Consider the following 11,541-nt stretch of genomic DNA (forward strand, 5'->3'; position numbering starts at 1 on the left):
CCTCGTGAGCCTGGACGCCCCGGTCGCGTTCAACCGGGTCCTGCTCGAGGCCGCCGACGCCGTCACGCGCCGCGAGGCCGCCCGGGCCGCGGGCGTGCCCGAGGGGCGTCAGCCGAGCAGCAGGTCCCACGCCCTCGCGCCGCCGACGAGCGCGGCCGAGTTCGGGACGATCACCACGTCGTCGCCGAGCCGGTCGAGGGCCGACGCCGTGATGCGCCGCGAGTTGCCGCCGCCGATGTAGAGGCGGTCCCACCAGAAGACGGGGCGCAGCCCGTCGACGACCGCCACGACGCGCCGCGACCACAGCGCGTCGCCCAGGCGCCGCCGCTCGGGCTCGCCGACGTACTGGTCGTACGTCGTGGCGCGGCGCACCGGCGCGTGCGACCACTCGAGGTGCGGTGCGAGGCGGCCGCCGTCGAACAGGGCCGACCCGAGCCCCGTGCCGAGCGTGAGCACGAGCTCGACGCCCGAGCCGGCGATCACGCCCGCACCGTGCACCTCCGCGTCGTTGAGGACGAGCGCCGGGAGGCCGAGCCGCGCCGACACGGCGGCGCGGACGTCGAAGCTCGCCCACGCCTCGACGAGCTCGGGCAGCACGCGCGAGCGCGGGCCCGAGCGCGTGACGTAGTGGGGGGTGCGCACGACGACGCCGTGACGGACCATGCCGGGCATGCCGACCGTGACGCGGGAGGCGGCCGGCAGCGTCGCCGCGATCTCGGCGATCGTCTCGACCAGCAGACCGGGCGGCAGCGGGTAGGGCGTCGGCACGCGCACGGGGGCGGCGTGGGCGGTGCCGGCGTCGTCGAGCACGTTGGCCTTGATGCCGCCGCCGCCGCAGTCGACGGCGAGGGTCAGGGTCGGGGTCGTCTCGGGCACGGGTCCATCATCCGGGGACAATGGGCCGGTGAGCACGACGACGCCGCCGACGCCGGCCCCGACCCCCGAGACGTCTGACGTCGAGACGGTCCGCGTCCGTCTCGACCTCGCGTACGACGGGACGGACTTCGCCGGCTGGGCGCGCCAGCCGGCGCTGCGCACGGTGCAGGGCGTCCTCGAGGACGCGCTGTCGACGATCCTGCGCACCGAGCCGCTCGGGCTGCCGCAGCCGCGCGTCACGGTCGCCGGACGCACTGACGCGGGCGTGCACGCACGGGGCCAGGTGGTGCACGTCGACGTCCCGGTCGCACGCTGGGAGGCCATGCCGGGACGCTCGGACCGCGCCCCGGGGCGCGCGCTCGTCGACCGGCTGACCGGCGTCCTGCCGCGCGACGTCGTCGTGCACCGCGCGCGGGTCGCGCCGGCCGGGTTCGACGCGCGGTTCTCCGCGACGTACCGCAGCTACACGTACCGCATCGCCGACGACCCGGCCCTGCGCGACCCGCTGCGCCGCACGCACGTGGTGTGGACGCGCCGCCCGCTCGACGTGGAGGCGATGCACGCGGCCGTGCAGCCGCTCGTCGGCGTGCGCGACTTCGCGGCGTTCTGCAAGCCGCGGCCCGGCGCGACCACGATCCGCGAGCTCCAGCACATCGCGTGGGAGCGTCCCGCGGGCGGGCCCGACGCCGGGCTCGTCCTCGCGCACGTGAGGGCCGACGCGTTCTGCCACAACATGGTCCGCGCGCTCGTCGGCGCGTCCGTGGCCGTGGGGGAGGGGCGGCGCGACGTCGGCTGGCCCGCCGAGGTGCTCGCGGCCCGACGGCGCGAGGCCGGCGCGGGCGTGGCGCCGGCGCACGGGCTCGTGCTCGAGCAGGTGAGCTACCCGCCCGACGACGAGCTCGCCGCCCGCGCCGAGCGCATCCGCGCCCGGCGCATGGAGGAGGACGTCTGGGAGTAGCGAGGTCGCGGGTCGCGGGGTCGCTCGCTCGAATGAATCGCCCGTTCCTCGCTCTGCTCTCGCTCGCGGACCCCGCGACCCGCGACCGCTGCTCCGCGTTCCGCTGCGGGCGAGTGCCTCGTTCCTCGGCCCTCACCCTCCGCTGCACTCCGGCTCAGGGCTCCTCGTCGTCCGGTCGCCCTGAGCCTGCGTTCCGCTGCGGGCGAGTGCCTCGTTCCTCGGCCCTCACCCTCCGCTGCACTCCGGCTCAGGGCTCCTCGACCCAGTGGACCGCGGCCTCCTCGGCGCTCGCGCCCGCGCCGTCGATGCCCGCGTCCTCGCCGTAGACGTCGTTGTCCCGGGCGCCGTCGGCGTTCGGGTCGGCGTCGTCGTCGGCCACGAGGCGCCCGGCGCGCGTGGTGTCGGGCCGGGCGAGCGGGTCCTGGTCCCACACGTCGGGCTCTTCCTGGGCGAGGCGCCGGTCCATGGGCTCTCCCACGGACTCCTCCCACGCGGTCTCGCCCCAGTGGTTGGGCCGGGGGCGCTCGGGCGGGGAGTAGCCCTCGTCCAGGATGTTGTCGACGCCGCGGTCGAGCAGGGTGTCCTCGGTGGGCAGCTGGTCACCGTCTCCCTCGACGCCGGTGAGCGGGTCGGGGGTCGTGCCGGGGGTCTCGTCGGTCATGCCTCTACGGTGCACCCGTGGCGGCGCCGACGCAGCGCGGGACGGGGTGTGACGGAACCGGTCGGGCTCGCTTTGACCCCGGGTGCGGCGCGTCTGTAGACTGACCTGTCGTTGTGCTATGCCTCCGGCGTCCCGCATTGTCAGCGCGCCCACTCGCCCAGACGATGCCCAGGCCAGGACGCCATCACGGAGCTCCCGCGCACAACACCTGACTCATCGGGCGCCGCTTCTCGCCCGACGACACCGAAACGAAAAGGTTACGAACCGTGCGTACGTACACCCCGAAGCCCGGCGACGTCCAGCGCGACTGGTACGTCGTCGACGCGACCGACGTCGTCCTCGGCCGCCTGGCAAGCCAGGTCGCCACGCTCCTGCGCGGGAAGCACAAGCCGACCTTCGCCCCGCACGTCGACGGCGGTGACTTCGTCATCGTCATCAACGCCGACAAGGTCGCCCTGAGCGGCAACAAGCGCGAGACCAAGATGGCCTACCGCCACTCCGGCTACCCGGGCGGTCTGCGCTCCGTGGCCTACGGCGAGCTCCTGGAGAAGAACCCCGAGCGGGCCGTGGAGAAGGCCGTGCGCGGCATGCTCCCGAAGAACTCGCTTGCGGCCCAGCAGCTCAAGAAGCTGAAGGTCTACCGCGGTGCGGAGCACCCGCACGCCGCGCAGCAGCCCAAGCCGTTCGAGATCACCCAGGTTTCGCAGCAGGCCTGAGCCGCTGCAGACAAGCGAAGGACGCGAGGACACACCAGTGGCCGACACCAACGTCGACATCGAGCTGGGCGACGAGACTCCCAGCACCTACACCACCGAGACCGCGGCCCCCGTGGCCAACGGCGGTCAGTCCATCACCGCCCCGGGCCAGGCCCTGGGCCGCCGCAAGGAGGCCGTGGCGCGCGTGCGCCTCGTCCCCGGCACCGGCCAGTGGAAGATCAACGGCCGCACCCTCGAGGACTACTTCCCGAACAAGGTGCACCAGCAGCTGGTCAACTCCCCGCTGAAGCTGGTCGAGGTCGAGGGCCGCTTCGACGTCATCGCCCGCATCAACGGCGGTGGCCCGACCGGTCAGGCCGGCGCCCTGCGCCTCGGCATCGCCCGGGCGCTCAACGAGATCGACCGCGAGGCCAACCGCCCGGCCCTGAAGAAGGCCGGCTTCCTCACGCGCGACGCGCGCGAGGTCGAGCGCAAGAAGGCCGGTCTCAAGAAGGCCCGCAAGGCTCCGCAGTACTCGAAGCGCTGATCCTCAGCGCCTCGTGGGACGGCCCCGTCGGACATCCGGCGGGGCCGTCCGCGTTGCGGGGCGTCTACGATCGACCCTGCGCCCAGCACAGGAGGAAGCAACACATGGGACGACTGTTCGGCACCGACGGGGTCCGTGGCCTCGCCAACCGCGACGTGACCGCGGAGCTCGCCCTGGCGCTGGGCAGCGCCGCCGCGCGCGTGCTCGCCTCGACCGGCGAGTTCGAGGGGCACCGCCCCAAGGCGGTCATCGGGCGCGACCCCCGCGCGTCGGGCGAGTTCCTCTCCGCCGCGGTGGGCGCGGGCCTCGCGAGCGCCGGCGTCGACGTCGTCAACCTCGGGGTCCTGCCGACCCCGGCCCTCGCGTACCTCGTGGGCGCGATGAAGGCCGACCTGGGCGTCATGGTCTCGGCGTCGCACAACCCCATGCCGGACAACGGCATCAAGTTCTTCGCCCGCGGGGGCCTCAAGCTCGACGACGGCGTCGAGGACGCGATCGAGGCGCAGCTCGACGCCGCGTGGGAGCGTCCCGTGGGCTCGGGCGTCGGGCGCATGCGCAGCGACACCGGCATCGCCGCGGCGCAGTACGTCGAGCACCTCGTGGCGAGCATCGGCACGACGCCGGACCACCGGCCGCTCGAGGGCCTGCGGATCGCGGTGGACTGCGCCAACGGCGCGGCGAGCTCGATCGGACCCGACGCGCTGCGCGAGGCCGGTGCCGACGTCGTCGTCATCAACGCGAGCCCCGACGGGCGCAACATCAACGAGAAGGCCGGCTCGACGCACCCCGAGCAGCTGCAGGCCGTGGTCGTCGCGGCCGAGGCGGACTTCGGCGTCGCGTTCGACGGCGACGCGGACCGGTGCCTGGCCGTCGACCACGGCGGCGTCCTCGTCGACGGCGACCAGATCCTCGGCATCCTCGCCCGCGCGCTCAAGGACGAGGGCAGGCTGCCCGCGGACACGCTCGTCGTGACCGTGATGAGCAACCTCGGCCTGCTGCTCGCCATGAAGGAGGCGGGCATCACGACGATCCAGACGGCGGTCGGCGACCGCTACGTGCTGGAGGAGATGCGCGCGCACGGCTACGGGCTCGGCGGCGAGCAGTCGGGCCACATCATCCTGGCCGAGCACGCCACCACGGGCGACGGCATCCTCACGGCGCTGCACCTGGCGGCGCGCGTCAAGGCGTCGGGCGCCCGACTGGCCGACCTGGCCACGCAGATCCCGCGCCTGCCGCAGACGCTCGTCAACGTCAAGGGCGTCGACAAGGAACGCGCCGGGACGGACGTGGGCGTGCGCGCCGCGGTCGAGAACGCCGAGGCGCTGCTCGGCGAGACCGGCCGCGTGCTCCTGCGCCCGTCGGGCACCGAGCCCGTCGTGCGCGTCATGGTCGAGGCCGCGACGCAGACGCAGGCCGACGGCGTCGCGGACACGCTCGCCGCGGTCGTGCGCGACCGCCTCGCGCTGTGAGCGACCCCGGCCCGGCGGCGGGCCGCGCGGCGCGCGGCGAGGGCGCGGTCGAGGCGCTGCGCGACGCCGTCCGCGAGCTGCTCGACGTCGCGGAGGAGCGCGGCGGCGGCGTGCTGCCGATCGTCCAGGCCGGCGACCCCGTGCTGCGACGCCCCGCGGCCCCGTACACGGGCCAGCTCGGCGACGAGCTCGGGCGCCTGCTCGACGTCATGCGGCGCACGATGCACACGGCGCCCGGCGTCGGGCTCGCCGCGCCCCAGGTCGGGATCCCGCTCGCGATCGCCGTCGTCGAGGACGCCGGGGCGCCGGCCGACGACCCGCGCGAGCGGACGCCGCTGCCGTACCGGGTGCTGGTCAACCCGCGGTACGAGCCCGTGCCCGGGCCGGGCGGTGCGCCCGAACGTGTGGCGTTCTACGAGGGCTGCCTGTCGGTCCGCGGGTGGCAGGCCGTCGTCGCGCGGTACCGGAGCGTGCGCCTCACGGGCCAGGACGAGACGGGCGCCGCGCTCGACGAGGTGCTCACCGGCTGGCCCGCGCGCATCGTCCAGCACGAGACCGACCACCTGGCCGGCGAGCTCTACCTCGACCACGCGGAGACGAGGTCGCTCGCGTCGAACGAGAACCTCGCGAGCCGCTGGCCCTTCCCGGACCCGCGCGCCGCCGCCGAGGAGCTCGGCTTCCCGCTGCCGTGACGCCCCGTCCGCCCGCCGGACCCTGGCTGTGAACTCCGGGTGAAACTTCGGGGATCAGGGTGGAACGGGGGGATTCACCCATGCGGGATCGCCCCGTCGTCTGCCTACGCTTTCCCTGTGACGCCGACCGGCGTCGAGCCGCCGCCGGGGACGACGCCTCCCGGCCGACGAACCGAGGGACCGTGCCAGAGGTAGTCACCGCCTTCCTGGAGCAGCTGGAGAGCTGGATCCTCGCCCTGGCCGCGTCCGCCTGGGTCTACCCCGCGATGTTCGGTTTCGCGACCATCGACGGCTTCTTCCCGCCGATCCCGAGCGAGTCCGTCATCATCACGCTCACCGTCTCGGGTCAGGCGACCGCCACGCCCTGGCTGCCCGCGATCCTCGCGATCGCCGCCGCGGGCGCCTGGTGCGGCGACCAGATCGCCTACTCGATCGGCAAGCGGATCGGCACCGAGCGGGTGCCGTTCCTGCGCACCCCGCGCGGCCGCCGGGCCGTGCTGTGGGCCCGCCGCGCCCTGCTGCACCGCGGCGCGTCCCTCATCCTCGCGGCGCGCTACGTGCCCGTCGGCCGCGTCGCGGTGAACATGACCGCGGGAGCCGTCGGCTACCCGCGCCGGCGCTTCATGGCCATCGCCGCGATCGCGGCGGTGACGTGGGCGGTCTACTCGATGCTCATCGGGATCGCGGCGGCGAGCTGGCTCGGGCACAACCCGCTGCTCGCGATGGTCGTGGCGGTCGGTGCGGGCATCCTCCTGGGGCTCCTCATCGACCAGGTCGTCCAGCTCCTGACCCGGCGCAAGATGGCCGAGGCGATCGCCGCCGAGCGCGCGGCGGAGGAGGCGACCGCCGCGGCCCTCGAGGGAGGCGAGGAGCCGTGCCCCGAGCCGTGCCCCGCGGCGGAGGCCGCGGCCGAGCGGTCCTGACGCCTCAGAGCTTGCGCAGGCGCACGCGCTGCACCGAGTGGTCCGAGCCCTTCGTCAGCACGAGCGTGGCCCGGCCGCGCGTCGGCAGGATGTTCTCCTCGAGGTTCGGCGCGTTGATCGCGTCCCAGATCGCGAGCGCGCGGGCGGTGGCCTCGGCGTCGGACAGGTCGGCGTAGCGGCGGAAGTACGACTCGGGCCGGCTGAACGCGGTCCGGCGCAGCTTGAGGAACCGGTCGACGTACCACTGGCGGATGTTGCGGGTGCGCGCGTCGACGTAGATCGAGAAGTCGAAGAAGTCGCTCACCGCGACGGTCGACTCGTCGACCGCCGACGGCCGCGCCGGCTGCAGCACGTTGAGACCCTCGACGATGAGGACGTCGGGCTTGCGGACCACGATCTCCTCGCCCGGCACGATGTCGTAGACCACGTGCGAGTAGACCGGCGCGCGCACCTCCTCCTGACCAGCCTTGATCTTCGAGAGGAAGCGGATGAGCGCCCTGCGGTCGTACGACTCCGGGAAGCCCTTGCGCTCCATCAGTCCCCGACGCCGCAGCTCGGCGTTGGGGTAGAGGAAGCCGTCGGTCGTGACGAGCTCGACGCGCGGGGTCTCGGGCCAGCGCGCCAGCATCTCGCGCAGCACGCGGGCCGTGGTCGACTTGCCGACGGCGACCGAGCCCGCGACGCCGATGACGTACGGCGTGCGGGGCGGCTCCTCGCGCAGGAACGTCGACGTCGCGCGGTGCAGGCCGGCCGTCGCGGTGACGTAGAGGTTGAGCAGGCGCGACAGCGGACGGTAGATCGCGTCGACCTCGGCGAGGTCGATCGGGTCGCCCAGGCCGCGGATCCGCTCGACGTCCTCGTCGGTCAGCGGCAGCGGCGTCGACTCCGAGAGCCGGCTCCACGCGGCGCGGTCCAGGTCGACGTACGGGGACGACGGCGCGAGGCGGGTCAGGTGGTCGCCGAGGGGGTGCGGACCCCCGGGACCGGACGCCGCCGCACCTGTCGTGTCGGAGAGCTGCGGTACCACCTGCCCGATTCTGCCCGAGATCTCCGGGTGGTTCGGCACGCGCCCGGCGCCCGTCAGGCCCGTGGCCAGGGCTCGGCCACATCGGTGAGGCGCTCGAGCAGCCGCCGGGCGTCGCGCGGGGCGTGCGCGTGGCCGTCGTTGTCGAAGTACACGACGACGTCGTGGCCGGAGTCGTGCCGCTCGCGCACCCACGCGGCCCAGCGGTCGAGCAGCGCGTCGTCGTAGCGGCTCGTGTAGAGCGTCGTCGGCCCGTGGAGACGCACGTAGACGAGCCGCGCCGTCGTCTCCTCGAAGACGGGCCAGCGCCCGGCGCCGTCGGACGTCACGAGCGCCACGTCGTGCTCGCGCAGGAGCCGCAGCGCGTCGGGGTCGGCGAACGACGCGTGCCGCGGCTCGAGCGCGTGGTGCAGCGGGCGGTCCTCGCCGGGGTCGGTCCACGGGTCGGCCTTGAGCTTGTCGTCGTGCTCGGTGGCGAGCTTCGCCGCCTCGGTCGTCGTGCGCGGCAGGAGGCGCAGGAAGCCCGCGAGGACGTCGAGGTCGAGCGTCGCCCGCTCCGGCAGCTGCCACAGGAACGGTCCGAGCCGGTCGCCGAGCGCCAGCACGCCGCTCGCGAAGAAGTTGGCGAGCGGGACCCGCACGTCGCGCAGCCGCTTCATGTGCGTGACGAAGCGGCCGCCCTTGACCGCGAACGTGAAGCCGTCGGGGACGCCGTCACGCCACCGCTCGTAGTACGGCGGCCGCTGCAGCGAGTAGAACGAGCCGTTGAGCTCGACGGTGGGGAAGATCGACGCCACGTGCTCGAGCTCGCGGCGCTGCGGCAGCCCGGACGGGTAGAAGCGGCCCCGCCACTCGGCGTAGCGCCATCCCGACAGCCCGACCCGAACCCCCATGCTCGCGAGCGTAGGCAGGTGTGCGTTCGCTCACCCGGGCGCCCCGCGAGCCGGGGGCCGGACGCGCCGCCGGTAGACTCGCCGCCATGTGCGGAATCGTCGGCTACACCGGTCTGGGCCTGCTTCCTGCGGAGACGGCCGCCCTCGAGCAGGCCTCGCCGAAGGCCTCGGAGCACCCGCTCGAGGTGGCGCTCGAGGGGCTCAAGCGGCTCGAGTACCGGGGGTACGACTCGGCGGGCGTCGCGCTCGTCGGGCCGGACCAGGAGCACGTCTCGTTCGCCAAGAAGGCCGGCAAGCTCGGCAACCTCGTGGCCGAGCTCGAGGCGCAGCCCCTGCCGGCCGCGACCGCCGCGATCGGTCACACGCGCTGGGCCACGCACGGCGGGCCGACCGACACCAACGCGCACCCGCACCTCGCCGACGACGGCCGCCTCGCGGTGATCCACAACGGCATCATCGAGAACTTCGCGGCGCTGCGCCGCGAGCTCGCGGCCGACGGCGTCACGTTCCTCTCGGACACCGATACCGAGGTCGCGGCCCAGCTGCTCGCCAAGGAGTATCGCGCGTCGGGCGGCAACCTCACGGCCGCCATGGCGGCGACCGCGCGCCGCCTGGACGGCACGTTCACGCTGCTGGCCGTGCACGCGGACGACCCGACGACGGTCGTCGGCGCCCGGCACGACTCGCCGCTCGTCGTCGGGCTCGGCGAGGGGGAGAACTTCCTCGGGTCCGACGTCGCCGCGTTCGTCGCCCACACCAAGGAGGCGCTCGAGCTCGGGCAGGACCAGGTCGTCACGATCACGCCGACGTCGGTCGACGTGACCGACTTCGACGGCAAGCCCGCGCAGGCCAAGCGCTTCACGGTCGACTGGGACGCCGCGGCCGCCGAGAAGGGCGGCTTCGACTCCTTCATGGACAAGGAGATCCACGACCAGCCGCACGCCGTCGCCGACACGCTCCTGGGCCGCACCGACGAGCAGGGCAACATCGTGCTCGACGACCTGCGCATCGACGAGGCGGTCCTGCGGGCCGTCGACAAGATCATCGTCGTCGCGTGCGGCACCGCCGCCTACGCGGGCCACGTCGCCAAGTACGCCATCGAGCACTGGTGCCGCATCCCGGTCGAGGTCGAGCTCGCGCACGAGTTCCGCTACCGCGACCCGATCGTCAACGAGAAGACGCTCGTCGTCGCGATCTCCCAGTCCGGCGAGACCATGGACACGCTCATGGCCGTCCGGCACGCGCGCGAGCAGGGCGCCAAGGTCCTCGCGATCGTCAACACCAACGGCTCGACGATCCCGCGCGAGTCCGACGCGGTCCTCTACACGCACGCCGGGCCCGAGATCGCCGTCGCGTCGACCAAGGCGTTCCTCGCCCAGATCACCGCCGCCTACCTCCTGGGCCTCTACCTGGCCCAGCTGCGGGGCAACAAGTTCCCCGACGAGGTGGCCGCGCTGCTCGACGAGCTGCGCGAGATGCCGCGCAAGATCCAGACGGTGCTCGAGCGCAGCGAGTACGTGCGCGCGACCGCGAGGTCCATGGCCGACGAGGACAAGGTGCTGTTCCTCGGCCGCCACGTCGGATTCCCCGTCGCGCTCGAGGGTGCGCTCAAGCTCAAGGAGCTCGCGTACATCCACGCCGAGGGCTTCGCCGCCGGCGAGCTCAAGCACGGCCCGATCGCCCTGATCGACGAGGGCCAGCCGGTGTTCGTCGTCGTGCCGTCGCCGCGCGGTCGCGACCAGCTGCACTCGAAGGTCGTCTCGAACATCCAGGAGATCCGGGCGCGCGGTGCGCGCACGCTCGTCATCGCGGAGGACGGCGACGACGAGGTGCGCAAGTACGCCGACGAGATCTTCTGGATCCCGCAGTCCCCGACGCTGCTCCAGCCGCTGCTCGCCGTCGTGCCCCTGCAGATCTTCGCCATGGCGCTCGCCACGGCCAAGGGCCTCGACGTCGACCAGCCGCGCAACCTGGCGAAGTCGGTCACGGTCGAGTAGCCGCGCGACGCGCTCCGCAGCGTGCACGACTCTGTGGGTGGGTCGGGGCAGGATCGGCCCATGGAGCTGAAGGACCTCGCCGACGAGCTGGAGATCATCTCGCGCGTGTACGAGCGCCGGTTCGGCGTCGAGCGGACGGACGACTGGCTCGTGCTCAAGCTGCACGAGGAGGTCGGCGAGCTCACGCAGGCCTACCTCGCGGCGTCGGGCCGCTCGCGCGACCGGGGCGAGGAGCCGGGGGAGGCCGACACGGCGTTCCGCGCCGAGCTCGCGGACGTGCTCGCCCAGCTGCTGCTCGTGGCGCGCCGGTTCGACGTCGACCTCGAGGCCGAGGTGGAGCGCAAGTGGTTCCGCTGGCGGCACCTCGTCGAGCCGCAGGACGAGGACGGCGTGCGGACGCACGTCCGGGAGGCCGCGGCGCCGGGCGCCTAGAGTGGGCCCGTGATCATCGGGGTGGGCATCGACGTCGTCGACGTCGGACGGTTCATGGCGACGCTCGAGCGCACGCCGCGCCTGCGCGAGAAGCTCTTCACCGCCGAGGAGCGGGACCTGCCGGACTCGTCGCTCGCCGCCCGGTTCGCCGCCAAGGAGGCCATCGCCAAGGCGTTCGGCGCGCCCGGCACCATGCACTGGCACGACGCGACGGTGCGCCGGGTCGCGGGCGGGCCGCCCGAGGTCGAGCTGCGCGGGACGGTGCAGGCGCGCGCCGAGGAGCTCGGCGTCAAGCACCTGCACCTGTCGATCTCGCACGACGCCGGCATCGCCTCCGCGATGGTGGTCGCGGAAGGCTGACGCCGGCGTCGCAC

The 11,541-nt window shown here is 73.7% G+C and carries 13 protein-coding genes; 9 read left to right on the forward strand and 4 right to left on the reverse strand.

The window, feature by feature from the left end; genetic code table 11:
- Positions 1-108: 108 nt before the first annotated feature.
- The gene (locus tag ISOVA_RS17155; protein WP_013837866.1) at positions 109-876 is read right to left on the reverse strand and encodes an ROK family protein; all 768 of its coding nucleotides are present in this window, start codon (positions 874-876) and stop codon (positions 109-111) included.
- Between the two features lie 28 nt (positions 877-904).
- On the opposite strand from ISOVA_RS17155, the gene truA reads away from it, so the two are divergent.
- On the forward strand, positions 905-1,834 hold the full coding sequence (gene truA / locus ISOVA_RS03460; RefSeq protein ID WP_013837867.1) for a tRNA pseudouridine(38-40) synthase TruA: 930 nt from the start codon (positions 905-907) through the stop codon (positions 1,832-1,834).
- A gap of 247 nt (positions 1,835-2,081) precedes the next feature.
- On the opposite strand, the gene ISOVA_RS03465 is transcribed toward truA, so the two are convergent.
- Entirely contained in the window at positions 2,082-2,495 is a 414-nt protein-coding gene (locus ISOVA_RS03465; RefSeq protein ID WP_013837868.1) for a DUF5709 domain-containing protein, read from the reverse strand.
- A gap of 266 nt (positions 2,496-2,761) precedes the next feature.
- Here ISOVA_RS03465 and rplM point away from each other — a divergent pair, with 266 nt between their 5' ends.
- The 5 genes from rplM to ISOVA_RS03490 all read left to right on the forward strand — a co-directional run bounded on the left by rplM (position 2,762) and on the right by ISOVA_RS03490 (position 6,821).
- Positions 2,762-3,211, forward strand: coding sequence for a 50S ribosomal protein L13 (rplM, locus tag ISOVA_RS03470; protein ID WP_013837869.1), 450 nt, complete (start codon positions 2,762-2,764; stop codon positions 3,209-3,211).
- Positions 3,212-3,248: 37 nt separating this feature from the next.
- Complete coding sequence (rpsI, locus tag ISOVA_RS03475; protein WP_013837870.1) at positions 3,249-3,737, forward strand: 30S ribosomal protein S9; 489 nt, start codon at positions 3,249-3,251, stop codon at positions 3,735-3,737.
- Between the two features lie 104 nt (positions 3,738-3,841).
- Complete coding sequence (gene glmM, locus ISOVA_RS03480; RefSeq protein WP_013837871.1) at positions 3,842-5,206, forward strand: phosphoglucosamine mutase; 1,365 nt, start codon at positions 3,842-3,844, stop codon at positions 5,204-5,206.
- Positions 5,203-5,898, forward strand: coding sequence for a peptide deformylase (locus ISOVA_RS03485; RefSeq protein ID WP_013837872.1), 696 nt, complete (start codon positions 5,203-5,205; stop codon positions 5,896-5,898). Before glmM ends, ISOVA_RS03485 begins: the two co-directional genes overlap by 4 nt.
- A gap of 182 nt (positions 5,899-6,080) precedes the next feature.
- Positions 6,081-6,821, forward strand: coding sequence for a DedA family protein (locus tag ISOVA_RS03490; protein WP_013837873.1), 741 nt, complete (start codon positions 6,081-6,083; stop codon positions 6,819-6,821).
- A 4-nt stretch (positions 6,822-6,825) separates the two neighbouring features.
- Here ISOVA_RS03490 and coaA read toward each other — a convergent pair whose 3' ends face one another.
- Both coaA and ISOVA_RS03500 read right to left on the reverse strand, forming a co-directional pair.
- Positions 6,826-7,773 (reverse strand): type I pantothenate kinase, encoded by a 948-nt coding sequence (coaA, locus tag ISOVA_RS03495; protein ID WP_041295096.1) that lies wholly within the window; start codon positions 7,771-7,773, stop codon positions 6,826-6,828.
- Between the two features lie 128 nt (positions 7,774-7,901).
- Entirely contained in the window at positions 7,902-8,738 is an 837-nt protein-coding gene (locus ISOVA_RS03500) for a DUF72 domain-containing protein (protein WP_013837875.1), read from the reverse strand.
- A gap of 86 nt (positions 8,739-8,824) precedes the next feature.
- Here ISOVA_RS03500 and glmS point away from each other — a divergent pair, with 86 nt between their 5' ends.
- Genes glmS through ISOVA_RS03515 form a run of 3 tightly spaced genes read left to right on the forward strand, consistent with a single transcriptional unit; the run spans position 8,825 to position 11,527 of the window.
- Positions 8,825-10,735 carry a glutamine--fructose-6-phosphate transaminase (isomerizing) gene (gene glmS, locus ISOVA_RS03505; protein WP_013837876.1) on the forward strand — a complete coding sequence of 637 codons (1,911 nt, stop codon included), beginning with the start codon at positions 8,825-8,827 and terminating at the stop codon, positions 10,733-10,735.
- A gap of 60 nt (positions 10,736-10,795) precedes the next feature.
- Positions 10,796-11,167: a nucleoside triphosphate pyrophosphohydrolase family protein gene (locus ISOVA_RS03510; RefSeq protein WP_013837877.1), complete on the forward strand. Its 372-nt coding sequence runs from the start codon at positions 10,796-10,798 to the stop codon at positions 11,165-11,167.
- A 9-nt stretch (positions 11,168-11,176) separates the two neighbouring features.
- On the forward strand, positions 11,177-11,527 hold the full coding sequence (locus ISOVA_RS03515; protein ID WP_013837878.1) for a holo-ACP synthase: 351 nt from the start codon (positions 11,177-11,179) through the stop codon (positions 11,525-11,527).
- Positions 11,528-11,541: the final 14 nt, after the last annotated feature.

The sequence above is a fragment of the Isoptericola variabilis 225 genome (assembly GCF_000215105.1).
GTDB classification, from domain to species: Bacteria; Actinomycetota; Actinomycetes; order Actinomycetales; family Cellulomonadaceae; genus Isoptericola; species Isoptericola variabilis_A.